Origin of the sequence: Pseudooceanicola sediminis (genome assembly GCF_003575965.1) — a bacterium.
Taxonomy (GTDB): Bacteria; Pseudomonadota; Alphaproteobacteria; order Rhodobacterales; family Rhodobacteraceae; genus Pseudooceanicola; species Pseudooceanicola sediminis.
In genome coordinates this window covers 137,840-163,997 of sequence record NZ_QWJJ01000003.1, presented here as the reverse complement: position 1 = coordinate 163,997, position 26,158 = coordinate 137,840, and the positions used below count along the sequence as shown (strand labels likewise).

The 26,158-nt window shown below is 64.6% G+C and carries 27 protein-coding genes and 1 riboswitch; of the genes, 6 read left to right on the top strand and 21 right to left on the bottom strand.

Annotation, left to right across the window (positions count from 1 at the left end; genetic code table 11):
* Nucleotides 1-3: 3 nt before the first annotated feature.
* The 7 genes from DL237_RS04395 to DL237_RS04365 all read right to left on the bottom strand — a co-directional run bounded on the left by DL237_RS04395 (nucleotide 4) and on the right by DL237_RS04365 (nucleotide 6,269).
* Complete coding sequence (locus DL237_RS04395; RefSeq protein ID WP_119397820.1) at nucleotides 4-384, bottom strand: ExbD/TolR family protein; 381 nt, start codon at nucleotides 382-384, stop codon at nucleotides 4-6.
* Nucleotides 385-396: 12 nt separating this feature from the next.
* Nucleotides 397-1,563, bottom strand: a complete 1,167-nt coding sequence (locus DL237_RS04390) for a MotA/TolQ/ExbB proton channel family protein (RefSeq protein WP_119397819.1) — start codon at nucleotides 1,561-1,563, stop codon at nucleotides 397-399.
* Between the two features lie 326 nt (nucleotides 1,564-1,889).
* A complete protein-coding gene (locus tag DL237_RS04385) occupies nucleotides 1,890-2,642 on the bottom strand; it encodes an iron ABC transporter ATP-binding protein (protein WP_119397818.1) in 753 nt (250 codons plus the stop codon).
* Nucleotides 2,639-3,595, bottom strand: coding sequence for an iron chelate uptake ABC transporter family permease subunit (locus DL237_RS04380; RefSeq protein ID WP_119397817.1), 957 nt, complete (start codon nucleotides 3,593-3,595; stop codon nucleotides 2,639-2,641). Before DL237_RS04380 ends, DL237_RS04385 begins: the two co-directional genes overlap by 4 nt.
* Complete coding sequence (locus tag DL237_RS04375) at nucleotides 3,588-4,544, bottom strand: ABC transporter permease (RefSeq protein WP_119397966.1); 957 nt, start codon at nucleotides 4,542-4,544, stop codon at nucleotides 3,588-3,590. The genes DL237_RS04380 and DL237_RS04375 overlap by 8 nt, the downstream gene beginning before the upstream one ends.
* A complete protein-coding gene (locus DL237_RS04370; RefSeq protein WP_119397816.1) occupies nucleotides 4,541-5,479 on the bottom strand; it encodes a siderophore ABC transporter substrate-binding protein in 939 nt (312 codons plus the stop codon). The genes DL237_RS04375 and DL237_RS04370 overlap by 4 nt, the downstream gene beginning before the upstream one ends.
* 139 nt (nucleotides 5,480-5,618) lie before the next feature.
* Nucleotides 5,619-6,269 (bottom strand): helix-turn-helix transcriptional regulator, encoded by a 651-nt coding sequence (locus DL237_RS04365; protein ID WP_119397815.1) that lies wholly within the window; start codon nucleotides 6,267-6,269, stop codon nucleotides 5,619-5,621.
* 81 nt (nucleotides 6,270-6,350) lie between these two features.
* On the opposite strand from DL237_RS04365, the gene DL237_RS04360 reads away from it, so the two are divergent.
* The 6 genes from DL237_RS04360 to DL237_RS04335 all read left to right on the top strand — a co-directional run bounded on the left by DL237_RS04360 (nucleotide 6,351) and on the right by DL237_RS04335 (nucleotide 12,001).
* Nucleotides 6,351-7,553, top strand: coding sequence for a substrate-binding domain-containing protein (locus tag DL237_RS04360; protein ID WP_119397814.1), 1,203 nt, complete (start codon nucleotides 6,351-6,353; stop codon nucleotides 7,551-7,553).
* 61 nt (nucleotides 7,554-7,614) lie between these two features.
* Nucleotides 7,615-8,379, top strand: coding sequence for an ABC transporter ATP-binding protein (locus DL237_RS04355; RefSeq protein WP_119397813.1), 765 nt, complete (start codon nucleotides 7,615-7,617; stop codon nucleotides 8,377-8,379).
* A complete protein-coding gene (locus tag DL237_RS04350; protein WP_119397812.1) occupies nucleotides 8,376-9,080 on the top strand; it encodes an ABC transporter ATP-binding protein in 705 nt (234 codons plus the stop codon). Before DL237_RS04355 ends, DL237_RS04350 begins: the two co-directional genes overlap by 4 nt.
* An 11-nt stretch (nucleotides 9,081-9,091) precedes the next feature.
* Complete coding sequence (locus DL237_RS04345) at nucleotides 9,092-10,075, top strand: branched-chain amino acid ABC transporter permease (protein WP_199671979.1); 984 nt, start codon at nucleotides 9,092-9,094, stop codon at nucleotides 10,073-10,075.
* A 10-nt stretch (nucleotides 10,076-10,085) separates the two neighbouring features.
* Nucleotides 10,086-11,159, top strand: a complete 1,074-nt coding sequence (locus DL237_RS04340; protein ID WP_119397810.1) for a branched-chain amino acid ABC transporter permease — start codon at nucleotides 10,086-10,088, stop codon at nucleotides 11,157-11,159.
* Nucleotides 11,156-12,001 (top strand): alpha/beta fold hydrolase, encoded by an 846-nt coding sequence (locus tag DL237_RS04335; RefSeq protein ID WP_119397809.1) that lies wholly within the window; start codon nucleotides 11,156-11,158, stop codon nucleotides 11,999-12,001. The genes DL237_RS04340 and DL237_RS04335 overlap by 4 nt, the downstream gene beginning before the upstream one ends.
* Here the strand turns inward: DL237_RS04335 and DL237_RS04330 are convergent.
* From DL237_RS04330 to mdoH, 14 genes are all read right to left on the bottom strand, one after another.
* A complete protein-coding gene (locus DL237_RS04330) occupies nucleotides 11,998-12,237 on the bottom strand; it encodes an Lrp/AsnC ligand binding domain-containing protein (RefSeq protein WP_119397808.1) in 240 nt (79 codons plus the stop codon). The two genes, DL237_RS04335 and DL237_RS04330, sit on opposite strands and share 4 nt — an antisense overlap.
* A gap of 69 nt (nucleotides 12,238-12,306) precedes the next feature.
* Nucleotides 12,307-12,996 carry an ABC transporter ATP-binding protein gene (locus tag DL237_RS04325; protein WP_119397807.1) on the bottom strand — a complete coding sequence of 230 codons (690 nt, stop codon included), beginning with the start codon at nucleotides 12,994-12,996 and terminating at the stop codon, nucleotides 12,307-12,309.
* Nucleotides 12,989-13,756 (bottom strand): ABC transporter ATP-binding protein, encoded by a 768-nt coding sequence (locus DL237_RS04320; protein ID WP_119397806.1) that lies wholly within the window; start codon nucleotides 13,754-13,756, stop codon nucleotides 12,989-12,991. The genes DL237_RS04325 and DL237_RS04320 overlap by 8 nt, the downstream gene beginning before the upstream one ends.
* Nucleotides 13,749-14,702, bottom strand: coding sequence for a branched-chain amino acid ABC transporter permease (locus DL237_RS04315; protein WP_119397805.1), 954 nt, complete (start codon nucleotides 14,700-14,702; stop codon nucleotides 13,749-13,751). Before DL237_RS04315 ends, DL237_RS04320 begins: the two co-directional genes overlap by 8 nt.
* On the bottom strand, nucleotides 14,699-15,622 hold the full coding sequence (locus DL237_RS04310) for a branched-chain amino acid ABC transporter permease (protein ID WP_119397804.1): 924 nt from the start codon (nucleotides 15,620-15,622) through the stop codon (nucleotides 14,699-14,701). The genes DL237_RS04315 and DL237_RS04310 overlap by 4 nt, the downstream gene beginning before the upstream one ends.
* A gap of 38 nt (nucleotides 15,623-15,660) precedes the next feature.
* Nucleotides 15,661-16,818 (bottom strand): ABC transporter substrate-binding protein, encoded by a 1,158-nt coding sequence (locus DL237_RS04305; protein ID WP_119397803.1) that lies wholly within the window; start codon nucleotides 16,816-16,818, stop codon nucleotides 15,661-15,663.
* 224 nt (nucleotides 16,819-17,042) lie between these two features.
* The gene (locus DL237_RS04300) at nucleotides 17,043-17,864 is read right to left on the bottom strand and encodes an alpha/beta hydrolase (RefSeq protein WP_119397965.1); all 822 of its coding nucleotides are present in this window, start codon (nucleotides 17,862-17,864) and stop codon (nucleotides 17,043-17,045) included.
* 230 nt (nucleotides 17,865-18,094) lie between these two features.
* On the bottom strand, nucleotides 18,095-18,568 hold the full coding sequence (locus DL237_RS04295) for a hypothetical protein (protein WP_119397802.1): 474 nt from the start codon (nucleotides 18,566-18,568) through the stop codon (nucleotides 18,095-18,097).
* Nucleotides 18,558-19,799 carry an agmatinase family protein gene (locus tag DL237_RS04290; RefSeq protein ID WP_119397801.1) on the bottom strand — a complete coding sequence of 414 codons (1,242 nt, stop codon included), beginning with the start codon at nucleotides 19,797-19,799 and terminating at the stop codon, nucleotides 18,558-18,560. The genes DL237_RS04295 and DL237_RS04290 overlap by 11 nt, the downstream gene beginning before the upstream one ends.
* Nucleotides 19,783-20,562: an ABC transporter ATP-binding protein gene (locus tag DL237_RS04285; protein ID WP_119397800.1), complete on the bottom strand. Its 780-nt coding sequence runs from the start codon at nucleotides 20,560-20,562 to the stop codon at nucleotides 19,783-19,785. The genes DL237_RS04290 and DL237_RS04285 overlap by 17 nt, the downstream gene beginning before the upstream one ends.
* Complete coding sequence (locus DL237_RS04280) at nucleotides 20,559-21,371, bottom strand: ABC transporter permease (RefSeq protein WP_119397799.1); 813 nt, start codon at nucleotides 21,369-21,371, stop codon at nucleotides 20,559-20,561. Before DL237_RS04280 ends, DL237_RS04285 begins: the two co-directional genes overlap by 4 nt.
* A gap of 81 nt (nucleotides 21,372-21,452) precedes the next feature.
* Complete coding sequence (locus tag DL237_RS04275; RefSeq protein WP_233544863.1) at nucleotides 21,453-22,568, bottom strand: putative urea ABC transporter substrate-binding protein; 1,116 nt, start codon at nucleotides 22,566-22,568, stop codon at nucleotides 21,453-21,455.
* Between the two features lie 88 nt (nucleotides 22,569-22,656).
* Nucleotides 22,657-22,767, bottom strand: a riboswitch (guanidine-I (ykkC/yxkD leader).
* Nucleotides 22,768-22,939: 172 nt separating this feature from the next.
* On the bottom strand, nucleotides 22,940-24,256 hold the full coding sequence (locus tag DL237_RS04270) for an OpgC family protein (protein ID WP_233544862.1): 1,317 nt from the start codon (nucleotides 24,254-24,256) through the stop codon (nucleotides 22,940-22,942).
* A gap of 61 nt (nucleotides 24,257-24,317) precedes the next feature.
* Entirely contained in the window at nucleotides 24,318-26,138 is a 1,821-nt protein-coding gene (gene mdoH, locus DL237_RS04265; protein WP_119397962.1) for a glucans biosynthesis glucosyltransferase MdoH, read from the bottom strand.
* Nucleotides 26,139-26,158: the final 20 nt, after the last annotated feature.

Below are 26,158 nucleotides of genomic sequence, written 5' to 3'. Positions count from 1 at the left end.
GGGTTATTCCACAAGCACGAGATGGGTGAAGCCGGCGGCGCGCAGAATCGCCGCGGTATCGACGACGCGCTGGAGCCTGGCACCGTCGGCACCGCGCAGGATGATGGTATCCTCGGGGCGTTCGGTCAGGCCCTGTATCCGGGTGACAAGGGCGGTGGGGGCGGTATCAACGCCGTTGACCCTGAGGCCCTCGGGCAGGATGTCGACCAGGCGGGGCGGCCCGGCATAGCCCTGTCCTGCCGAGGCCAGCGGCAGCGGCAGCACCGCGTCCATGCCGAAACGTGACGCCAGCATGAAGAACACCAGCAGCAGGAACACCACGTCGATCATCGGCGTGAGGCTGGGTTTTCGGCGCGGGCGCGGCCTGTCGGGAAGGAAGGTCATCGTGGCGCGACCCTATTGAGCCGCGTGTTTCGACAGATGGCTGCCCCGGGAATAGCCCAGCCCGAGGTCGTGGCCCACGTCCTGGGCAATGCCCTGCCCCGGCAGATCCGCGATGAAGATACGGGCCGAGAGATCTTCGAGGTCGGTGCGCAGCGTATCCAGCACCGCTTCGAACCAGGTCAGCGCGGCGGAGGCGGGAATGGCCACGGCCATCCCGGCGGCGGTGGTCAGAAGCGCCTCCCAGATGCCGCCGGCGAGGAGGGCTGGGTCAGCCTGGCTGCCGGCCTCCTGCAACGCCTGGAACGCCGAGATCATGCCCATCACGGTGCCGAGCAGACCCAGCAGGGGCGCAATGGTTGCGATCAGTTCCAGCGCGCGCAGGGCGGTGCCCTGGCCGGTCAGAAGGCGGCGCGCAACGCGGGTCGTCTCTTCGCGCGCGGCGTCGTCGGACATGCCGAGACGGGCACGCATGGCGGCCCGCACCAGGCGCGAGCGGACACCGCCGCGCCCCTCGACAAGGGCGATGGCGGTCGCGGCCTCGCCCTGTTCCCAGGCCAGAACGGCCCGGCGCGAGGTGCGGCGTGACCAGGCCCCGGACAGCACGAGGCGCCAGATCTTCCACAGGATCAGGGCGACCGTGATGATCGACAGGGCAGCAATCGCCCAGATCGCCGGGCCGCCATCGACCAGGAACTTGACCGCGCTGTCGAGCGAGTCGTTCAGCATCGCAGTGACCGTGCGGGGTGGCTGCGGTGTTGCGGCAGGCACCGGCGCCAGTTCGGATGCAGGCGCATCCCCGGCGGCATCGGCAGAGGCTGTATCGGGGGCCGCTTCGGGCGCCGCGGTATCGGGGGTCGCCGCTTCGGGCGTCGCGGTATCGGCCGCCGCGTCGGGCGTCGCGCTGTCCGCCGTCTCGACCGGCGCAGAGGGCGCGGTCGGCGTGCTGGCTGTGGCCATGGTGCCGGGCAGAGAGGGGGCCGCGTCGGTCGTCGCCCCCGGCAGCGCCATGGGCTGCATCGTGTCGCCAACGCTGGGGGCCGTGTCAGTGGGGGCCATGTCACTGGTGGCCAAGTCACTGGGCGCAGCATCAAGGGACGCAGAGGGGTCGGTTTGGCCGAATGCGGCCCCGGCGACAATGAAGAGTGCCACCCCGGCAAGTGCCAGACGCTGCCTGACCATGTTGATCTCCTTTTCAAATGACGTGCCCGCAGGGCGGCATCATTTCGTGGGCGCGGCCCACCGTGCATAGCCTGCTTGACCAGGCCCCACCGGCCAAGAGAAACGGGCGGGCCGTATCGCGCGGGAAGGGTCTGGCCCCGTCGTGTCATGCACCGGTGGGGCCAGCAGAGCCCGGTGAAGTTCTGAATTGCTGGCAGAGATGCAGGGGATTCGAGGGAAAATCGACTGTCCCCAGTGACCGTCGCTGGCTTTAGCGTGGAGTTAAGATAACTGAGTAATACAGTCAACTATAATCCCGCGCGCCTTGCCGCCTGGGCGGAACGGGCCTAGACCATCACGAAGGGACGCCCGTCAATGCGCGAAATCTTGGCATCGGTGTCGAAAACGTCGCGCAAAAGCGTGTCGGAAATGACCTGATCCGGTGCGCCGGTGGCCGCGATTCGCCCATTTTTCAAGGCAACGATACGATCGGCAAAGGCTGCGGCATAGTTGATGTCGTGCAGCACGATCAGGATGGTCTTGTCGTCGCGGTCTGCCATGTCGCGCAGCAACCGCATCAACCCGCGCGCCCCGGCAATGTCGAGGTTGTTCAGGGGTTCATCAAGCAGCAGGTAGTCGGTGTCCTGCGCAAAGGCCATGGCGACAAAGGCGCGCTGGCGCTGACCGCCGGAGATTTCATCGAGGAAACGGTCAGCGATCGGCAGCAGGCCGAACCGTTCAAGCGCGGCTTCGATCAGGGCGTGATCGGCGGGGCCCGGCCGGCCCCGGTGCCAGGGATAGCGCCCGAACCCGACCAGTTCGCGGACGCGCAGGCGGGCAGAGACATGGGTGCTTTGCGCCATGATGGCGAGAACGCGGGCAAGGTCGCGGTCGGAACAGCCGCCGATTTTCAGCGTGTCGACCGTGATCTCGCCCTGTTTCAGCGGCGTCAGGCGGGCGATGAGCGACAGCAGCGTGCTTTTGCCTGCGCCGTTCGGCCCGATCAGCGCGGTGATGCCGCCCTTGGGCAGGTCGAGCGAGATGTCGTGCAGGATCTGTGCCCCGCCGATGAAATGACTGACGCCGGAGAGCCGGATCATGCGCGTTTCCTTTTCACCAGAAGGACGAGGAAGAGAATGCCGCCGATCAGTTCGATCACCACCGTCAGGGGGGTTGTCAGGTCAAGCAGGCGTTCCATCACGGTCTGTCCGCCGACAAGGATGATGCAGCCGGTCAGCGCGGCGGAGGGCAGCAGGATGCGGTGGCGTTCGCTGGGCGTGATGACATGGGCCAGGGCCGTGACGATGAGGCCGAAGAACGACCCGCCGCCGCCCGACATCGGCCCGACAAGGGCCGTCGAGGCAGCGACCAGGATGCAGATCAGCACCAGCGCCTGGGCCTGCCCGGACTTGGGGTTTTCGCCAAGGCCGGTGGCGGTGGCATCGCCCAGCCCCAGCACATCGAGGCGGTTGCGCATCCCCCAGGCCAAGGCCAGCGCAGGCAGCGTGACCAGGGCCGAGAGCGCCAGCAACGACGGTTCGACCTGCGTGAAGCGGGCGAAGGAGACGGATTGCACCATCTGGAATTCCGCCGGGTCGATCATGCGTTGCAGGAACTCGGTCACCGAGCGCAACAGGATGCCGAGGATCAGCCCCGTCAGCACCAGCCGCATGATGTCGCCGCGCGCGCCCTTTTGCAGCAGGCCGAACAGCAGCATCCCCAGCACCGTCATGCCCGCGACGTTCATCGCGAACAGCAGCGCGGCGGGCAGGCTGGCATAGCCGACGCCGCCAAGGACATGCACCAGCACCGTCAGCACCATGACATAGAGCGCATCGAACCCCATGACCGAGGGCGTCAGGATGCGATTGGCGGTGATGGTCTGGAACAGCACCGTGGCCACCGACAGGCCGATGCCGACCAGCAGCATAGACGCGAGCTTGGTCGCGCGGTAGGGCAGCAGAAAGCGCCACGCGCCTTCGGCGCCTAGGCCGATGTAGATGGCGCAGGCGACCAGCAGCAGGGCCGACAGGAGGATCAGACGCTTAGCCACGGCGCGGCTCGGAATACAGCAGTGCGAGGAAGACGACCGCGCCCGCGATCCCGACCAGCGAGGCGACGGGGATCTCGAACGGTGCGCGCAGGGTGCGGCCCAGCATGTCGCCCACCAGCACCAGACCCGCGCCCGACAGCGCCGCCACCGGCAGCGCGCGGCGCAGGTTGTCGCCCATGCGGCGGGCGATGATATTGGGAATGACGAGGCCGACGAAGGGGATCGCGCCGAGGGTCACGACCACCATTGCCGTGGTGACCGAGATCGCGGCCAGCCCCAGCCCCGACACCAGCGCGACATTGAGGCCGAGGCCGCGCGCGGCGTTTTCGCCCAGGCTGAGCACGGTGATGCGATCGGCGATCAGCCAGGTGACCCCTGCCGCCGCCGCAGCGCCCCAGAGCAGTTCGTAGCGGCCCTGAAGCACCCCGGAGAGTTCCCCCGTGAGCCAGCTGCCGAGGAACTGCATCATGTCGCCCTGATAGGCAAAGAAGGTGACGACTGCCCCGATCACGCCGCCGTAGACCAGCGCCACCAGCGGCACCAGCAGCGGCTGGGTCGGCGGCAGGGGCCGGATCAGCAGCAGCAGGCCCGCGCTGCCGATCAGGGTGGTCAGCGCCGAGACCCCCATCTTGGCCCAGATGGCAGAGGCCGGGAAGACCACCGATGCGATCAGGATGCCGAGCGCCGCGCTTTGCCCCGCCCCGGCCGTCATCGGTTCGACAAAGCGGTTGCGCGCGAGGATCTGCATGATCTGTCCGGTGACCGCCAGCGCCGCGCCCGCCAACAGGGCCGCCAGGGTGCGCGGAAGGCGGCTGACAATCAGCACCTGCTGGCTGTCGGGGTCGGTCAGGAAACCCGACAGCGACACCGGCACCGCGCCGATGAACAGAGAGGTGATGGCCAGCGCCGCAAGACACGCAAGGGCCAGGCTCCAGCGGAGCGGTGTCAGGGCTTTGCCTCCGGCTGCGGGGCGTTCAGCGCGTCGGTGATCTGGTCCAGCGTGCGCATGAGCGAGCGAATGCCACCGGCGGCCACATAGGATTCGGCCGTGGACAGGTAGATGACGCGCCCGGATTTCCACGCCTCGGTGCCCGCGACCAGCGGATTGTCCAGCGTGGCGGCGGCGTTCTGCGCGCCGTCGCTGACGGTCGTACCGCGGTCGATCACCAGCAGCGTATCGGGGTTGGCCTGCGCGATATATTCGAACGACACGGGTTCACCGTGGTTGGATGTCTGGATGCCCTCGACCGCCTCGGGCCAGTTCAGGCGGGTATGAAGCCAGCCAAAGCGGCTGGTCGCGCCATAGGCCGACACCTTGGGGCCGTTGGTCAGGATGATCATTGCGCGCCCCCCGTGCGCGGCAACGGCGGCCCTGGCCGCGTCGATCCGTGTATCGAGCTGATCCTCCAGCGCGTCGGCCTCGGGTTGTTTTCCGAACAGGGCGCCGTAGGTGTGGAGGCGCGCAATGCCGTCGCCAATGGCATCCGGTCCGATCGACATGTCGATCACGGGTGCAAGGCGCGACAGCATCTGCGTCTGCGCGGCGGATCGCCCACCGACGATGATGAGATCGGGGCGCAGGGCAGCGAGTTTTTCAAAGTTGGCCTCGAACATGGTGCCGACGACCGTCGCCCCCTGCGTTTCCCGGTCCAGGATATCGAGGTAGAGCGGCGTGACTATTCCACCCGGCACGACGCCCAGCGCGCCCAGCGTGTCGATCGCCGCGATGTCCAGCGCCGCGATGGTATCGGGGACGCCCGCCAGTTCGACGGGACCGGTCGACGTGTCGACGGTCACGGGATCGGCCAGGGCGACGCCCACGCTGCACAGGGCGACAAGAAGGGCGCCGGCGGCGGCTTTCAGAGGCGCGGAAATCAGGGGCATGGCTCTCTCCGATGGCGTGACGCGCGCGGGCGCAGGGGCCTGCCGCAGTCAGCGTTCGGGCTATCGCGTCGGAAATGACGGGTCAAGCGCATACCCTACAAAAACAATCGGAGATCAAGCGAGGGTGATTGCCATCGGCCTATTTGGCATCGCTGCGCGTGACGATGTGATCCTGGTAGACCCCGGCGAGGCAGTTCAGCAGGCCGCTGGTATTGTTTACACCGAATTTCTTGAGCAGCTTGGCACGATACACCTCGACCGTGCGATGCGAGATATCGAGTTTCAGCGCGATTTCCTTGCTGGTCAGACCGTCGGCCAGCAGCGAGATGATCTCTCGTTCGCGCCGGGTCAGGGGGATGTAGGGGCGGATCTGGCTGAGATCAGCAAAGCTCCAGACGGCGCGATCAAGGGGGGCGTCGGGGGTAAAGGAATGCCCCCGCACGCGGCACCAGAACAAGGTGCCATCGCGGCGCGCCATGATCCGTTCGTCCCAGTAGGTATTGGTTTCGCGCAATTGTTCGACACCGCGATCCCGGACGTTGGAAAATTCGGCCGGGCTTGGGTAGAGGCGCGCGAACAGCTGGTCGCGCAGGTCCGCCGGGCGATAGCCGAACATAGCGGCAAACGCGAGGTTGCAGTCGCGGATCACCCGGTTCTGCGTGACGACAAGGCCGATGGGCGCGTGGGCATAGGCAAGTGCGGCGAAATCGCCGTTCTCGAAACACCTGTCGATGTCTTCGCCGGTTTCCGGCGCGGTACGTATTTTCACGATCTTGCCCAGACTGCCCATGCGGTGGACTCTTGTCGCATACGGTAGAGCACGTGCCCGCGACCCGCAACGCGCGTCCTCTGCGTTATCTGGGAGGATATCATGAGACATTTGAGACAGGTGGTTTGCGCAGCCCTGGCCGTGACAAGCCTTGGCAGCGCGGTGATGGCACAGGAGGACCCGATCAGGATCGCCCTGATCCACGGGCTGTCGGGATCGAGCTTCGAGGCGTTTTCGAAGCAGGCGCAGACCGGGTTCGAGCTGGGGCTGGAATATGCCACCGGCGGCACGAACACCGTCAAGGGGCACCCGATCGAGATCATCACCAAGGACACGCAGTTCAAGCCCGATGTCGCGCGCGCCGTTCTGGCCGAAGCCTATGGCGACGACGAAGTGTTGCTGGCCGTCGGGGCAACGTCGTCGGGCGTGACGCAGGCGATGCTGCCGATTGCCGAGGAATACGAGAAGCTGCTGATCGTCGAACCCGCCGTGGCCGACAGCCTGACGGGACCGGACAGCAATCGCTATATCTTCAAGACCTCGCGCAATTCCTCGATGGACATGCAGGCACAGGCGCTTGCGCTGCAACCGGACGAGACGCTGTTCGTGGCGACCCTGGCCGAGGATTACGCCTTTGGCCGCGATGGCATCTCCGCGTTCAAGGCAGCGCTGGAGGGCAGCGGCGCGACCGTGGTGGGCGAGGAATACGTCCCCCAGGGCACCGCCGATTTCACCGCCGCAACCGAGCGCATGTTCAACGCGCTGAAAGACAAGGACGGTCGCAAGGTGATCCTGGTCTACATCGCGGGCGGCGGCGACGCGCCCGGCAAGATCAAGGCGATGGACCCGGACCGCTATGGCATCGAGATTTCCATGGGCGGGCATATCCTGCCGGTGCTGCCGACCTACAAGCGGTTTCCCGGGATGGAGGGCGCGGTTTATTATTACTACGAAGCCTATGACAACCCGATCAACAACTGGCTGGTCGAGGAGCACATGAAGCGTTTTGAGACCCCGCCGGATTTCTTTACCGCCGGGGGGATGTCTGCCGCGCTGGCGGTCGTGAAAGCGATCGAAACCGCCGACAGCCTTGAGACCGAAGACCTGATCACCGCGATGGAGGGCATGTCGTGGGATACGCCCAAGGGCGAGATGACCTTTCGCCCCGAGGATCATCAGGCGTTGCAGAGCATGGTGCACTTCAAGATCCGCGTCGATGATAGTGTCGACTGGGCGATCCCCGATCTGGTACGCATCATCGAACCCGATGAGATGGACATCCCCATCGGCCGTCACAACGACTGACGCGCCCTGCCCCGGTCGTGTGTTTCGACCGGGGCACCCTTTTCACAGAATTCGGGGCACCATGACCCAACCCAGCCTTATCACGCGCGATCTGACGATCCGCTTTGGCGGCCATGTGGCTGTCAACGCGGTTTCCTGCGCCTTTCACCCCGGAGAGCTGACGGTGATCGTTGGCCCGAACGGCGCGGGAAAGACGACCTATTTCAACCTGATCTCGGGTCAGCTGAGCGCCAGTTCCGGGCAGGTCATCAAGGACGGCGTCGACCTGACAAGGATGGCACCTTCGGCGCGGGCACACCACGGGATCGGCCGGGCGTTCCAGCTGACCAACCTGTTTCCCGCGCTTTCGGTGCTGGAAAACATCCGGCTGGCGGTGCAGGCCCGTGCGGGAATGGGCTGGCGCATGTTGCGCCCGGTCCGCCATTTTCGCGTGCTGAGCGAGAAGGCCGAACATTTCCTTGAGGCGACACGCCTGGGCGCCCGCGCCCATCAGCCCGCCGCGCTGTTGCCGCATGGCGATCAGCGCAAGCTGGAGGTGGCGCTGCTGATGGCGATGGAGCCCGATGTCTACATGTTCGACGAGCCAACCGCGGGCATGTCGCTGGACCATGCCCCCGAAGTGCTGGAGCTGATCGCCGGGATCAAGCGCGACACCACGAAAACCGTCCTGCTGGTCGAGCACAAGATGGAGGTGGTGCGTGCGCTGGCCGACCGGATCATCGTGCTGCACAACGGTGAACTGCTGGCGCAGGGCGATCCGGCCGAGGTTATGGCAAGCCAGCTGGTGCGCGATGTCTACCTGGGCAAGTCGGAGGGGGTCGCATGAGCCTGCTGAGTTTGCGCGGCCTGCGCACAAGCATCGGTCAGTATGCCGTGCTGCACGACGTCAGCATCGAGGTGCCGGAGGGCGGGGTTTTCGTGCTGCTGGGGCGCAATGGCGCGGGCAAGACGACGACGCTGCGGTCCGTCATGGGGTTGTGGAGCCCTTCGCCCGCTTCGGTGTTCTTTCGCGGGCGCGACCTTTCGGGGATGCACACGGCCGACATCGCCCGGCTGGGCATCGCCTTCGTGCCGGAAAACATGGGCATATTCGGCGGGCTGAGCGTGGCCGAGAACATGGTGCTGGCCACGCGTACCGGCCAGTTCGACAAATCCCGCCTGGCCTATGTGCAGGCGCTGTTTCCGGCGCTGGAGAAATTCTGGGACAGCCGCGCAGGCAGCCTGTCCGGCGGACAGAAACAGATGCTGGCCGTGGCCCGCGCAATCATCGAACCGCGTGAGCTGATCCTGGTGGACGAGCCGACAAAGGGCCTTGCCCCGGCCATCGTCGATGCCATGGCGGATGCCTTTGCCGAGATCGGGCAGAACACGACGATCCTGCTGGTCGAGCAGAATTTCCAGTTTGCCAGGCGCCTGGGGCGCGACATGGCGGTGATCGACGACGGGCGGATCGTCCATGCGGGCAGTATGGCGGAGTTCGCGGCAAATGCGGATCTGCAGGACCGGCTGCTTGGCCTCGCGGTATGAAGGAACTGGGGATGATCGGATTGATTGGAAAGCTGGGTGGGGTGAACCTGCTGCCCGTCGCGGTGATGCTGGTGGGGCTGGTCCTGATCGGTGCACCTTCGTCCTGGGTCACGCTGACGGTGGCCGGGCTGGCCATGGGGATGATGGTGTTCCTGATGGCATCGGGCCTGTCGCTGGTGTTTGGCCTGATGGATGTGCTGAACTTTGGCCATTCGGCGTTTGTCAGTTTCGGGGCCTTTGTCGCGGCCAGCGTTCTTGCGGGCCTGTCGGGTTGGCTCAGCGCGCCATCGGTGTTGCTGAACGTCGCCGCCCTGGCGCTGGCGCTGATCGCGGCGCTGGCCTTTGGTCTGGCGGCGGGGCTGTTCTTTGAACGGGTGATCATCAAGCCGGTGTACAAGGATCACCTGCGGCAGATCCTGATCACCATGGGCGCGCTGATCGTGTCGGAACAAATCATCCTGGCACTCTGGGGAGGAACGCCAATCACCGTGCACCGCCCCGCGTTCCTGGAAGGCGCCTGGATCATCGGGGATGTCAGCATCGAGATCTATCGCGGCTTTGCCTTTGCCCTCGGGCTGATCGTGTTCGCGGCGCTCTATGTCATGCTGAACCGCACCCGGCTGGGCCTGCTGATCCGCGCCGGAGTGGAGAACCGCGAGATGGTCGAGGCCCTCGGCTTTCGCATCGACCGTCTGTTCGTGGGCGTCTTCATGCTGGGATCGGCGCTGGCCGCGCTCGGCGGGGCGATGTGGGCGGGATACCAGACGCTGATCACCCCCGCATTGGGCGGAGAAATGATGATCGTCGTTTTCATCGTGGTGATCATCGGTGGTCTGGGCAGCATCGAGGGCACCCTGCTGGGCGCGCTGATGGTGGGGCTGATCAGCAATTACGTGGGCTTTCTGGCCCCAAAGCTGGCGCTGGCGTCGAACATGATCCTGATGATGGCGATCCTGATGTGGCGGCCTTCGGGCCTTCGCCCAGCAGTGAAGTGAGGGCGGCGTCATGACCACGACATCCACCTACGGAAGTATCGCCGTCAAGCTGATGGTCCTGCTGATTGCCGCCGCGCTGCTGTTCGCGCCGTTCCTGTTCCAGGACGTGCGCTCGGTCGAGGTGGCGGCGCGGATCTGCATCTTTATCGTGCTGGTGGCCAGCTACGATCTGCTGATCGGCTATACCGGCATCGTGAGCTTTGCCCATACGATGTTCTTTGGCTTCGGGGCCTATGGTGCGGCGATCCTGCTGAAACAGATGGGGCCGGGATGGGGGCCGGTGGTGCTTGGCGGGTTGGCCGGTATCGCGCTGTCGCTGGTCATCGCGGTGGCCATCGGGTTGCTGTCGCTGCGGGTCAAGGCGATCTTTTTCGCCATGATCACGCTGGCGGCGGCGTCTGTCGCGCTGGTCCTGGCGTCGCAACTGTCGCACCTGACGGGGGGCGAGGACGGCATCACCTACAGCGCGCCGGATCTGTTCAAACCCGCGACCAAGCTGTTGGTCGATGCCGACGGCAAGGTGATGAAAATCGCCGGGGTGCGGATGAACGGCAAGATCGCGGCGTATTATTTCGTCTTTGCCTCGTCCGCCGTGCTGTTCGCGCTGATGCTGCGGCTGGTCGGCTCGCCCCTTGGCACCGTGCTGAAGGCGATCCGGGAGAACGAGGCCCGGGCGGAGGCGATCGGATATCGGGTCGTCGCCTATCGCACCTTCGTCTTTTGCATCTCGGCGGTGGTGGCGTCGCTGGCGGGCACGATCTATGCCGTGTGGCTGAAATACACGGGGCCGGAAACGGCGCTGAGTTTCGACATCATGATCGACATCCTGTTGATGGTGGTGATCGGCGGCATGGGGACGATGTGGGGCCCGGTGATCGGCGCGACGCTGCTGGTGATCGCGCAATACTATCTGCGCGACCTGATGGGGGTGGCGGCCGAGGCGGTATCGTCGGTACCTGTGTTGCCAGAGTTGCTGAACCCGGATCGCTGGCTGTTCTGGCTGGGCATCCTGTTCATTTTGCTGGTCTATTTCTTTCCCAAGGGCATCGCGGGCACAGCGATGGAAAAAGGGGTGCGGCAATGAATGCGCCCCGCTTTGCGCTGGTCCCGGTGATGGACCACGAAATTCACGTCACGGAATGGGGCGATCCGGGCAAACCGGGGTTGGTGATGTGGCATGGTCTGGCCCGCACGGGCCGCGATTTCGACGAGCTGGCGCAGGCGCTGTCGGAGGATTTCTTTGTCCTGTGCCCCGACACCATCGGACGCGGCCTGTCGAGTTGGGCCAGCGACCCGGAGGTCGAATATTCAGTCGAATACTATGCCGGGATCGCGGGTGACCTGCTGGATCACTACGGGCAGGAGCGTGTGGCCTGGCTGGGCACCTCGATGGGGGGGATGATCGGGATGCGGCTGGCGTCGGGGCCGAATGCCGACCGGCTGCGCTGTCTGATCCTGAACGACATCGGCCCCGAGATACCGCAGTCAGCGATCGACCGCATCCTGTCCTATGTCGGGGATCTGCCGCGGTTCAGCCGCGTTTCGGGCGGCGAGGCATGGCTGCGCGAGGTGTATCAACCGTTCGGCCCGGCCAGCGATGCCTTTTGGCGGCGGATGGCACGCACGTCGCTGCACCGAATGGAGGGCGGCGACCTGACCCTGCATTACGACCCCAAGATCGTGATCCAGTTCACCGCATCGCCGGACGAGGTTCTGGTCTGGGACCGCTATGCCCGCATCACCGTGCCGACGCATGTGGTGCGCGGGGCACGCTCGGATCTGCTGACGCCGGAAATAGCGGAGCGCATGCAGCAACTCGGGCCGCAACCGGGGGTGACGGTGCTGCAAGATTGCGGCCACGCGCCAACCCTGACGCGTCCCGCAGATATCGCGCGCGTGCGGCAGGTTCTGGCGCAGCTGCTCTAGAACGCCTTGAAAGTCAGCGTTGTCAGGGTGCGTTCGATCCCGTCGATGCCGCCAAAGCTTTCGTTGACGAAGTGGCCGATGTCGCCACCTTCGGGCGGATATATCTTGACCAGCAGGTCGAACTCTCCGCTCGTCGAGTAGAGTTCGGAGTGGAATTCGCGCAGGGAAATGGCGTTGGCGACATCATAGGTCGTGCCCGGTTTGCAGCGCACCTGAACAAAGAGCGGGGTGGTCATCGGGGCGTCCCTTTCAGCCGTGTCTTTGGCCACAGGATGCGCCGGGACGAGGCCGGGTTTCAAGGCGTGTCAGACCTGGAGCCAGTTTTCCTTGACGCGCGCATCGCCCAGCAGGTCGGCGGACGTGCCGGACCAGACGACACGGCCCTTTTCGATCACGACATGGCGGTCGGCCAGCCGCGCCATCGCGTCGACGTTCTTGTCGATCACCAGGATCGCCGCGCCCTGATCGCGGATGCGGCCAAGGCAGGCCCATATCTCGGCCCGGATCAGCGGGGCCAGGCCCTCGGTCGCTTCGTCCAGCACCATCAGCGACGGGTTGGTCATCAGCGCGCGGCCAATCGCCAGCATCTGTTGCTCGCCCCCCGACAGTTGGTCGCCCATGTTGCGGCGGCGGTCGCGGAGCCGCGGGAACAGTGCCCATATCGCGGCCAGATCCCAGGGACCATTGCCGCGCGCCGTGGCGATCAGGTTTTCCTCGACCGAGAGGGTGGGAAAGATCTGGCGGCCCTCGGGCACCAGGCCGAGGCCGGCGCGGGCAATGCGATGCGGGCTGGCACCGGTCAGATCGACACCATTGATCGCGACGCGCCCGGCGCGCGGGCGGAGCAGGCCGAAGATGGAGTGTACCGTCGTCGTCTTGCCCATGCCGTTACGTCCCATCAGGGTCACGACCTCGCCCGCTGCGACATGCAGGTCGATGCCGAACAACACGCGGCTTTCGCCATAAGCGGCCTCAAGCCCCGTCACCTCAAGCATCTGGCGTGCCCTCCTCCTCTTCGCCCAGATAGGCCGCGCGCACCTTCGGGTCGGCGCGGATATCGCCGGGGGTGCCGCTGGCAGCGATCTGTCCATAGACAAGGACCGAGACGCGATCCGCCAGCGCAAAGACAGCCCCCATGTCATGTTCGATCAACACGATCGTCAGGCGGTCTTTCAGGCGCCGCATCAGGGAGATCAGCACCTCGGCCTCTTGCCCGCCGGTGCCGGCCAGGGGTTCATCCAGCAGCAAGAGGCGCGGTTTGGTGGCAAGGGCGACAGCCAGTTCCAACTGGCGCTGTTCGCCGTGCGACAGGGCGCGGGCGGGACGGTGTGCCCGGTCGGCAAGACCGACCTCATCCAGCGCCTGCATCGCCTCCTGGGACAATGCCGCGTCATCCGCGACGGGACGCCAGAAACGGTAGGACGACCCGCTGCGGGCCTGCACCGCAAGGGAGACGTTTTCCAGAACGCTCATCCCCGGCAGCAACGCCGTGATCTGGAAACTGCGCGCCAGGCCACGGCGCACGCGCGCGGCCATATCCAGCCGGGTGATCGGTGCACCGTCATAGAGAATCGTGCCGCTGTCCGGTGCCAACTGCCCCGAGAGCTGGGAAATCAGCGTGGTCTTTCCCGCGCCGTTCGGCCCGATGATTGCATGCAGTTCCCCCTCGGTCACCGACAGCGACACATCATCGGTGACGGCAAGCGCGCCGAAGGATTTGCGCAATGCCCGGACTTGCAACAGCGGTTCAGTCATGGCGAGGCCCAACCCCCAGCCGTTTCAAAAGGCCTGTGATGCCATCGGGCGAGAACAGCACGACAAGGACCAGCAGCAGCCCGAAGCCCAGGCGCCAGTGTTCGGACCACGCCGCGAACGTATGCTCCAGACCCACGGTGATCAGCGCGCCCGCCATCGCCCCGGTCAGCGTACCGATACCGCCCAGCACAAGCATGACGATCAGTTCGCCGGAACGGGACCATGCCATATAGGCCGGCGAGACGTATTCCGTCTGGTTGGCCAGCAGGACGCCCGCGACCGAGGCGATGCAGGCGGCAATCACATAGGCGGTCAGCTGATAGGGAAAGGGTCGGTAGCCGATGGCCTGCATACGCAGCGGATTTTCCCGTGTGCCGGTCAGGACCCGGCCAAAGCGCGCATTGGTCAGCCGGTAGAGGCCCCCGTAGCACAACACCAGCACGGCCAGGATCGTGTAGAAAAAGGCGATATCGCTTTCCAGGACATCGGTAGACAACAGGGTCGAGCGTGCGGTCAGCGCCACGCCATCGTCGCCGCCAAGGCTGCTTTGCGAGACAAAGAAGAAAAACGCCATCTGCGCGAAGGCGAGCGTGATCATGATGAAATAGACGCCGCGGGTGCGCAGGCTGATCGCGCCGGTCACCAGCGCGAAGGCAGCAGACATCAGTGCACCGAGCGCCATCTGCGCCAGCAGGTCCGTGACGCCGAAGCGCGCGCCGATCGCCACGGCATAGGCACCGACCCCGACATATGCGGCATGGCCGAAGCTGACCATCGCGCCGTAGCCGAGGATCAGGTCGAGCGACAGGGCGGCGATGGCAAAGACCAGCATCCGGCTGGCAATGACAGTCAGAAACGGGTCACCAAGGGCCGCGGCGACAGGCGGCACCAGTGCCATGCCCACGAAGATCGCGAGGGCGGCAATCAGGCGTGGACGCAGGTTCATCTGGCCGCCTTGCGCCCGAACAGGCCGGTCGGGGAATAAAACAGGACCGCCGCCATCAGCAGGTAGACCAGCATCGGGGCAAGGGTGCGCCCCAGTTGCGCCGCGGCCGCCGGCTCCATCACCATCCGCAGCAGGATGGGACCGAAAGTGCGCCCGACGGTATCGACGACACCCACCAGAAGGGCTGCAAGAAACGCGCCACGGATAGAACCGACGCCGCCGATGACGATCACCACGAAGGTCAGGATCAGGATGCTTTCGCCCATGCCCGGATCGACGGACAGGATCGGCGCGACGATGGCACCGGCAAAGCCCGCCAGCATCGCCCCAAAGGCGAAGACCAGCATGAACAGGCGCGAGATATCCACGCCCAGGGCCGAAACCATCGCGCGGTTCGAGGCCCCTGCGCGCAGCAGCATCCCCGCCCGCGTGTGGTTGATCAGTGCCCAGAGGCCGACCGCCGAGGCAAGCCCTGCCGCAATCACCGCAAGGCGATAGACCGGATAGCGCAGCGGCCCCAGCAAGGGGATCGATCCCGACAGCACGTCCGGCATCGACACGCTGAGCGGCGCGGCACCCCAGATGATCTTGACCCCTTCCGACAGGATCATGACCAGGCCGAAGGTGGCCAGCACCTGGTCGAGGTGGGAACGGTCATAGAGCCGCCTGAACACCAGGAACTCAAGCACCAGCCCGAACACCAGCGTCGCCGGCAAGGCCAGCAGCAGCCCGCCCCAGAAACTGCCGGTCAGGGCCGACAGCATCGCCATCAGGTAGGCACCGACCATGTAGAGAACCCCGTGGGCGAGGTTGATGAAATCCATGATCCCGAAGACGAGGGTCAGCCCCGCCGCCACCAGGAACAGGAGGATTCCGAACTGCGCCCCGTTGAGCAGTTGCAGCACGAAGAGGTTGAACACGGTCGGCGCCTTTCAGTCCGTCGGATACGTCCGCCAGATCACATCTTGCACTGGTCGACATAGGCGTCGGCGTAGTTGGAAAAGACCGTCTCGACGATCGAGGTGGCGTATTTACCATCCTCACGCTTGATGGCCTTGGCGAGGTAGAAATCCTGCACCGGGAAGTGGTTGGCAGAAAACGAGAACTTGCCACGAACAGAGGTGAAATCCGCCGCCATCAGGGCGCTGCGCAATGCGTCCTTGTCCGCCAGGTCGCCACCGGTCGCCTTGACCGCGCTGTCGATCAGCTTGATCGCGTCATATCCGCCCGCGGCATAGAGGGCAGGCACATAGCCATAGGCTGCCTCGAAGCTGGAAACGAAGGCGGTATTGGCGGCATTGTCGAGATCGGGGGCCCAGTTGGTGCCCGACAACATGCCGACCGCCGCGTCCTGTTCGGCGGGCAGCGTCGTTTCATCGACGGTAAAGGCGGTCAGCAGCGGGATCGTCTTCAGCCCGGCCTGTTCGTATTGCTTGACGAAGTTCACGCCCATGCCACCGGGCAGAAAGGCATAGACCGCCTCGGGCTGCATCGCGGCGATCTGCGCCAGTTCGGCGGAATAGTCGAGCTGGCCAAGCGGGACGTAGAGTTCGGAGGCGACATCGCCCTTGAAGACGGTCTTGAAGCCATTGAGGCTGTCCTTGCCCGCCTGGTAGTTCGGGGCGAGGATGAAGGCAGAGCCAACGCCATCCTTGTTCATCTGTTCCGCCAGAACCGTCGGCATCTGGTCGTTCTGGTAGGAAACGACGAAGAGGTTTGGATTGCAGCCCTCGCCGGCGAAGCTGGAAGGGCCAGCGTTTGGACTGACAAGAAACGCCTCTTCGGTGATCGGCCCGGCGATGGCGTTCAGCACGTTGGAAAAGATCGGGCCGACGACGAAATCGACATCGTCCCGCTCCACCAGCTCGCGGGCCTTTTGCGCGGCGACATCCGGTTTGCCTTCGGCGTCTACCACGAAAACCTCGGTCTTGAGGCCGCCGACCATGCCCAGTTCCTCGACCGCGAGCAACGCGCCATCACGGGCATGTTCGCCCAGCACGGCAGGGGGGCCGGAAAGCGTCACCAGCACGCCGATCTTGAGCGTGGTATCCTGGGCAAGCGCAGGGGCGGCGGCGGTCAGCATCAGGGCCGCGGCCAAGGTCAGGTTCCGTGTCATCTCATCACTCCCGGTTGGATCGGGCTTTGCGCCCTTTTGTCTATGGGCACACTTTGGCGACGAAGGATTCTGGCTGGCAAGGGTCTTGTCGGGAAATTTCGCAGATGCCGCGCTGGCGCATCGGTTTACGCCGATATGCCGCCGCTTTGCGCCGCGCCGCCACGATGTTGGGCTGGCCAGAGGGTCTCTCTCTTCTCTCTCTCGCGCGCGCACCGGCCCGGACGTCAGCCCACGAATGCCTCGGTCAGGGCATGGTCCGCACTGACCAGCCCGTCAATCACGTCGAAATGGTTGCGGTCGTTTTCGATCACCCGCTGGCAACTGTTGATGCCTTCCTGCCAGGCTTCGGTCAGCAACGCTGTCTGGCGCAGGAATTCGGGGCGTTCGTTGCCCCCGACCCAGGCCGTCAGCCGCATGTCGGGACGCGGGTCCCGCAGGGCCGGGCTTTCGGCGCGGGCCTCGGCCGCATCGAGGTTCAGCACGTCGTTCATCCGGTGCAGGCGCAGCGGCCGCAGGTCATGCACACCGGAAATCGACGTGATCTTGTCGATCCGCGCCGCCACCGAAGGCGTCAGCGGCGCGTTGATGCAGGCCATCCGGGTGACAAGGTGACCGCCCGCAGAATGCCCGGCAAGGCGGATTGGCCCCGACACCCGCGCCGCAGCCACTTGCAACGCCATGCCAACCTGGGCGGTAATCTGGGAAATCCGCGCCTGTGGTGCCAGCGTATAGCCCGGCACCGCAACCGCCCATCCGCGCGCCAGCGCACCCGCCGCAAGATGCGACCAGCAGCTTTTGTCGAACTTGTGCCAGAAGCCACCATGAACGAACACCGCAAGCCCCCGTGGCGTGCCCTGTGGTTGGAACAGGTCAAGGAGCGTTCGTTCGCCATCCCCATAGCGCACATCCAGGTCGGCGTTCACCCAGGTTTCCCGAAATGCCGCCGCCTGTGACTGCCAGCGCGGCGGATAGCGTTCTGCACCGGGAATATAGAGGGCGTTTTCAAAGGCATCCTGCCAGTCGATACCGCTCGTCTCGGTCGCCATGTCTTGCATTCCAACTCAGTCCCGTTTCATCGCGTAAGCGCAGAGTGTGTGATTGTCGCGAAGAAAACAATTGACCGACGAGACAAAAGGCTCCGGCCAAAGCGCAGGATGATTGCCGCACCCGAGTGCCCGGGCAGACAGAATAGGCGCCCCCCCAGCCGCCTGACAGCGCGCACGCCCCCACGGTCGCCTGTCGGGGCAGGCATGTCCGGCACATCTGCCCGGGCGCCCTAGAGGCGTTCGCGCAGGAAATCGCGGATATCCCAGAGCACCTTTTCGCTGGACGAAACATAGACCAGCGACATGTTGGTCCGTTCCCGCACCATCTGGCCGGGAAACGGCAGATAGCTGAGTTCGCGCGATCCGAAGGACGGCGAGGCCGTCCCGACCTGCCATTCGGTCTTGAGTTCGATATCCACCAGCTTGAGGGCCGTTTCACCGCCCTGCCCTGCCCGTTCCAGCGGCACCCCGGCGAGTTTCAGGTAACTCGCCTTGTCGGCGGCTGTGACGAAGCCGTCGATGAACTGTGCCGTCAGGACCTGAAGGTCTGCCGCGTCATCTTCGGGTTTTGCGTGGGAATGCAGATGGTGTGCATGGGCCCCATTATGGCCCTGAGCGGGCGGACGATGATCGTGTCCATGCGTGTGGTCGTGGTGGTGGTCGTCGTGGTGCCCGTGGTGGTGGTGGGGATGATCATGTGGCATTGGACCACCTCTTGCCGGTGAATTCGCCGTGCGGAATGGCAACGGGCTTGTCGATGTGGCGCTTGTGGTTGCCCAGGGTCCCTGCCGAGACCATGGAGCCAAGCACGTCGACGATGACGCGGGTGCCCATCAGCGCAGTGATGTCCGAGGTGTCGTAGGGTGGCGAAACCTCGACCAGCTCCATTCCGCAGATGCCTTCGGCCGCAACCTTGGAGGCCAGCGCCAACGCCTCGCGCGGCAGGAACCCACCCGGTTCGGGCCAGCCGGTGCCGGGCACGAAGCCACAGTCGATCGAGTCGATGTCGAAGGACATGTAGACCATGTCGACCCCGTCCCAAGCCATTTCCAGCGCCATTTCGGCGGTCCTGTCGATGCCCATCTTTTCCATGTCGCCCATGGTGATGATGTTGGTTTCGCGGTCGCGCGCGACCTTGACCGCGTCACGCGGCACCTGCCAGCCACCTATGCCGACCTGAACCAGGTTCTTGGCCGGGACATTGGGCATGTTGGTGGCGTGAAACCAGGGTGTCGTGTGCATCCGTTCGTCCAGGTCCTTTTCCTGGATATCCGCGTGCCGATCAAAGTGGACGATCCCGATCTTTTTCGACGTGCACTCGGCTATGCCGCGCACGCAGGGAAAGCCGATGGAGTGATCGCCACCGATCATGATGGGCAGCGAGCCGCTGGAGAAGACGTGGCTGACAGCGCGGGAGATCTGATCGAAGCTTTTTTCCAGGTTCGCCGGGATGGTAAAGACGTCTCCCGCGTCGCACAGGGTCATCTGTTCGCGAAGATCGACCCCGAGTTCGTAGTTGTACGGCGTATAGAGCGCCGAGATCTTGCGCAGCCCCTGTGGGCCGAAACGCGTTCCCGGGCGATATGTCGTGCCGCCGTCGAAAGGAATTCCCAGCACGGTGGCGTCGTAATTGGCGACCTCCAGAACGTCTTCGGCATAGGGCGCTTTGAGAAATGTGTTGATACCGGCGTAGTGGGGCAGCTCACCGCGGGCAAAGGTGGGGATCGACTTGTCATCGATGCTGTCGGCCCCGGTCAGGCCCATGCGCAACGCCCACTGGCGTTCCTGTTCCCAACGGGTGCCGGGAATCTCGGCTTCCTTCTGCATGGCGCGCCACCCGCCCAGCTTGGTCAGATCGGGATGGTGAAAGCGCCTGTCGTCGCGGTGCAGGTCTGCGGGATGATGCGAGCGGCGTCGCTCATGCGGAAAGAACATGGGGGTCCTCCAATAGGTCCGGGGTCGTAGGGGTCTGAAACGGGATGCCGTTGTTGCGGGCATCGAAATCGTAGGTGATCGTGGCACCGTAGCTGTCCGGATAGTCCGGGTCCCAGCGTGTCTTGTCGAAAACCAGGACCCGGTCGCCCAGCTTGAAACCTTCCTCGAGGTCATGGGTGACCATGAAGACGGTCATGCCGGTTTGGCGGCGCAGCTCCATCAGGAAATCGTGCATGTGCAGGCGGGTGCCGGGATCGAGCGCGCCGAAAGGTTCGTCGAGCAGGAGGATGCGCGGACGGGCCACCAGCGCCTGCCCTATCGCAAGGCGCTGCTGCATCCCCCCGGACAGGGTAGCGGGATAGGCGCCCGCCACATGCGAGAGGCCGATACGGTCCAGCGTTTCATCGGCCCGCGCCTGCGCGGCCTTTCGGGCCGCCCCGAAAAAGCGGCCCGGCGGGCGCGCAAAGCTTTCGCCTGCCACGATATTTTCGCGCACGGTCATATGGGGAAACACGGAATAGCGCTGAAAGACCACGCCCCTTTCGCGCCCCGGCTCTTCCGCCGGCTGGTTGCCGTCGATCCTGATGGCACCGCGCGACGGGGTCTCCTGCGCCAGAAGCAGCCGCAGAAAGGTCGACTTGCCGCACCCAGAGGCCCCGACGATCGAGACGAACTCGCCCTCGTCCACATCCAGGTTCACGCGTTCCAGGATCGGGCGGGCGCCGTAGGTTTGAAAGACGTTGCGCACCTGGACGAAGCTCATAGCGATGCCCCCGTCCACGGGAACAATCGCCGTGACAGCAGGCGCAAGGCATAGTCCATCACGAAGGCCAGCAGGGTGATCCAGATCACGTAGGTCAGGATCACGTCCATGGCGAGGTAGCGGCGCACGAGGAAGATGCGATACCCGAGGCCAAGTTCGGCGGCTATCGCCTCCGCTGCGATAAGGAACAGCCAGGCAGGACCGAGCGCCAGCCGGATCGAAGAGATCAGGCGCGGCAGGATTTGCGGCAGCACCACCCGCAGGGCGATGACCAGAGAGGACGCACCGAGGGTTTCGGCCTTGACGATCATCTCGTGCGGGATTTCCAGCGTCCGATTGGCCAGGTCGCGGATCATCACCGGTGTGATCCCGACGACGATCAGCGCCACCTTTGCGGTTTCGCCCAGCCCGAAAATGATGAAAAGGATCGGTAGAACGGCCAGCGGCGGCACCATCGAGACCACACCGATAAAGCTGTTGAAGGTGCGCCGGGCATAGGGCAGCAGCCCGATCGCCATCCCGAGGACAAGCGCCGAGAGCGAGGCGATGCCGACGCCGAATGCAAGCCGCCTAAGCGAGGCCAGGGTGTCGTGCCATAGCAGGATGCGCCCCGACCGCTTGTCCCCTTCGGTGAACAGCCGCTGAGCCGTTTCAAGGATATGCGACGGTGCCGGCAACAGCTTGTCCGCCGGATTGGCCGCCAGGCGGATGTCAGACGCGATGACATAGGTCAGGGCCACCGCCGCAAAGGGCAGCAGCACAAGCGCGGCAGAGGCGGCGCGGCCGGGTTTCCGGTTGATCAGACGCATGGCGACCCTCGGGCTGGCAAGACGGAAAGACCCCTGCGCCGGTGCGACCCTTGCCGCACGGCGCAGGGTGGGCCTGCGGGATCAAAGCGTGCCGTCGACCGCCATCGCGACATAGGTCGTGTCGTAGCGCAGGTTCACATTGCCTGCGTCGCCCGTCGTCGCGCCGTCGGGATAGGCAACGCCCACATAATCGGGCGAGGGTGCGCCTTCGCCCAGGATCCCCTTGTCGAACAGAAAGTTGGCGACTGACACCATTGTGGTTTGCAGGGAGGCCCCTTCGGTAAATTCCATGGCGGCCTTTGGGGTATAGAACATCGCGGTCGCGGCGAGTTGGCTCTTGTAACCCTCCAGATCCGTACCCGATGCCTCGGCCATTTCACTGAGCGCGGCGTCACCTTCGGGCGTACCGGAGGCCATCAGCGCCATGGTTTCATACCATGCGCCCGTGACCGCCTTGCCGAAGGCGGGGTTGTCGGCCAACGTGTCCGTGTTGACGAACAGGCAATCGATGATCTCGCCCGGGATATCGCTGGAATCGTAGACCTTCGTGGCGCCCGGATCTTCGAGAATGGTCGAGACAAGGGGGTTCCACGTCACGACAACCTCGACATCGTCGGTCTGAAAGGCCGCAATCATGTCGGCATCCGATGTGTTTATCACCGCGCCGAGGTCAGCTTCGGACAGATCGACCTGTTCCAACGCGCGGGCCAGCAGGTAATGCGACACCGAAAGTTCAACCAGGTTCACAGATTTGCCCGCCAGATCCGCCAATCCCACGTCGCCCTTGACGATGATCGCGTCGTTGCCGTTGGAATAATCACCGACGATCAACGCGGTCGAGTCGACACCGCCACCCGCGGGAATGGAGAGTGCATCCATGTTGGTCGCTGTCACGCCATCGAACGCGCCCGCGGTATATTGGTTGATGGATTCGACGTAGTCATTCAGTTGGACGATATCGACGGTAATACCGTATTTATCGGCCCATTTGTCCATGATGCCAGAGGTCTCGATATACCCCCAGGGCATCCAGCCTGCGTAAATCGTCCAGGCCAGTTTGAAATCGGTTTTCTGTTCGGCCATGGCCGCCGGCCCGCACAGCGAAAGCGTCAGCGCGCAGGCCACACCAAGCCCTACGCGGGCAGTCGGGCGGATCTTAGCAAAGCGGGTCGTGCAAAGGATCATCTTTTTCAGCATGTTAAAGCTCCCCGTCGCGTTCCGCCAATTTTTGAGTTTTCCCGCTGGCGGAACGAATGAGAGAGGGCGCGGGTCAACCTGCGCAGTACTCTCCCGGGATTTTGCCCCGCCGTGTACCCTGACCGGAATTTGCCGGGGGGCGGCACTTCTTGGACCAGACCGGGCCTGTCTTGCCCGCGGAACCCTAAGTGCCCTGCCCCCTCAGACCAGCACCGAAGCCGGACATCGGGCAAGGTTTAACGCCCCGCGAACAGAGTAAAACCGACTGAATGCTCGCTAAACGGGCAGCAATCGCGCCCGCAACATGCCCGAGGACACCAGCAACAGCTGATTTGTGACAGAAGCGAGGCGCCTTTTCAGCGCCCCGGTTGTCAGACGGGTACGCTGGGGATCGTCACCTTGGCCGTCGATCGTGCTGCGGTCAGGTCGCGCGCAAGTCCGCCCTGAACCGTGCGCGGGCGCGGGCGGCGTGCGATTTCTGCCCCCCATGCGACCAGAACCTGAAGGAGGAGGCCAGCGAGCGGCAGTACCACGGAGAGCACCCTGCTGTCGGGCTCGGCCGCAAGAAACACCTGAAACAGCAGGCTGACCACGGTTCCGACCGAAAAGACCACCAATCCGTGCCGTCCCATCAGGCGCAGCGGCGCAGCCAGGGGCGAGGCGCAGAGCGATTTCACGACAGGCAGCGAAGACAAGACGTAGACCAGTGCAAGCACGTGCAGCAGACGCGGCAGGGACAGGAATGTCTTGTCATGGGCGACGATGAAGAACGGCACCCCAGCCGCGCCCAAGCGGGCCAGCTGCGTGTTAAGGGCATTGGCCAGGGCCGGGATGAACATCCACGCGACGACAAGGATCAGATATCCTGCGGCCAGACCAAAGAGCAGGCGTGATCGGGGCACGAAACGCTGGCCCTTGCGCAGATGCATCCCGGTCAAGAGGCCGATGACAAAAATCAGCTGCCACGCGACCGGGTTGAAGAACCATCCCCCCGGGTTGGGGAAGTTCGGCAGGTTGAGGCGAAACAGCCCCGCGCCGAACCACAGCACAAGCGACACGGCAAGCGTCGTCCTTGGTGCGCGCAAACCGCAGAACAGCACCAATGGCGCGCCAAGCAGCAAAACCGAATACGCTGGCAGGATGTTGACGTAGCCAAGCTGGTGCGTCAGCGCCGGGATACCGATCAACGCCTCCGGCGTATTTTCGAACACCTGCCGCAGATTGATTTCGCTCAGCAACTTGGGCAGGCCAAAGGTGTTCGCCCCCCAAGCGTAGATCGCGATGGCCCACATGGTCAGAAAGACCTGAACCAGGTACAGCGTCCACGCCCGTTTCCACACCGGAGAGATCGCCGCCCAAGCGCCATCACGCCTGAGGATTTCGGGCGCGAAACGGCCCGAGTATGCGATCCCGGCGGCGATGCCCGACATGACGAAGAACCCCTCGGCAGCGTCGGAAAAGCCATAGTTGCGCGATGTCAGTGCCTCGAACGGATTGCCCGGGACGTGATCGACAAAGATCATCACCAACGCCAGACCGCGGAAGGTATCGATGCGCAGATCGCGCGGTCGCTTGCCACCAGCCGCCGGCGGCAAGGCCGCACCGCCATCTGAACCACCGTTGCCTGACCCACCTGTCCTGGCGGCGGATCGTTCAGGGCGCGCCCCGGCAAGATGGCGGTCAGGCACTCTGGGTGCGCCTGAATGAGACGGAAAATCGAAGGCCTGCCCCACAACCGGGGGTCCGTTGTCACGCGGCGACATTTGCAGGTTCCCCCGCATCGGCATCGCCCGCCGCGCTGGTCGTCGTGGCGGTTGCGCTCGTCCAACGGGCGTGGATGGCGCGATAGGTGGCGACGACTGTGCCTCGCTCGTCCTCTTCCGGGGTGCGGAACAGGCCCCCGAAAATATCGCGCGAGCTATAGGTGATCAACAGGGGTGCGGCCAGCATCGGCAGGCTGACGGGCATCAGCCACAGCACCAACGCAGGTGCGATCTGCCAAACCCCCAGCAAGGCCACAGCGCCAAAGACCGAGATCCAGAGGCCCGCGCGCAGCCCTTGGCCCAACGTCAGGCTGCCTTCGCCGCGCTGGTTGGCCGGCCAGCCACCATCGCGCCCGGACAACACCTGAAGGACGGCCTTGGATTGGTACATCAGCATCACGGGTGCCATCAGCGACGACAGCAACAGCTCGACCAGGACCGACGCGGCAGCAAGGGCCCCGCCGCCAAATCCGTCCGCGCGCCGGGTCACGATGGCCTGGATCAGGATGCCGAGCTTCGGTACGACAAGAAGCCCGACGATACCCATCCCCAGGGCAATGATCTGCTGGGTCCGGTCCGAGGGAAATACAGGGAAAAGCTGGTATGGTTCGGGAAAGTAATCAGGTGCCGGCGCCATGACGGTCGCCGCGATCGAGGCGAGCAGGAACAAGCCCCAGAGAAGCGAAACGATATAGGCAAAGATGCCCTGCACAAAGACGAACCGGCTCCAGGCGCGCAGGCCGGGGGCCGTCAGCAGGCGGATATGTTGCAGGTTACCCTGACACCAGCGACGGTCACGTTTGGCAAAGGACAGGACGTTTTCCGGGCCTTCCTCGAACGAACCGGGGATCGTCTCATCGACCTGGACGCTCCAGCCACCGCGGGCCAGCAATGCGGCCTCGACATAGTCATGGCTGAGGATATGACCGCCGAACGGCGGCAGGCCCGACAGCGGCGGCAAGGCACAGCTTTGTGCAAAGGCCTCGGTTCGAATGATCGCGTTGTGCCCCCAGAAAGGGCCTGTATCGCCCTGCATCCGGGCCAGGCCACGGGCGAACACCGGCGAAAAGAAACTGGCGGCAAACTGCATCGCGCGGCCGAACAGGGACCCCGCGCCGACGATCTTGGGCAACGTCTGCAATAGCCCGAGGGAGGGATCTGCCTGCATCTGGGCAATCATGCGCCGGATCGTCGCCCCTTCCATCAGGCTATCCGCATCAAGGATGACGGCAAATTCGTAGGCAGCGCCGGAATTGCGGATGAAATCCTCGATATTGCCAGCCTTGCGGCCACGGTTGTCCTGACGGCGACGGTAAAAGATTCGCCCGTGCCCCGAGGTTTCTTCGAGCAGGCGCACGAAGGTATTTCGCTCATGTGCGGCGGCATCTTCGTCACGGGTATCGGACAGGACGGCGATATCCGTCGCCACACCCGATGCCAGAAGTGAGGCATCCATCGCCGCGATGCGGGCAAAGGTGGCCACCGGGTCTTCGTTGCAGATCGGGACCAGCACGACGGTGCGCGGCTGCGGCATCACGATATCGGCAACAGCGGGCTGACGCGTACGTCCGGGCAACCCCAGAAGCGCCTGTGCCGCCCCCCAGGACAGCCAGGCGGTTGTCAGAAAGATCAGCGAGGCGCGGGCATAGTCCCAGACGTCATTGCCATCCGCAACGGCGGCTTCGAGCAGCAGCACTGTCGCGGTTGTGGCAGCAACGGCACTGAAGCCGAGGGCGATCACGCGGTACAAGCGTGCGCGCCTGACGTCATCCTGTCTGGCCTGCGATCCGACTGGACCTGTGGACATGCGCACCCCGTCCTCCCCCA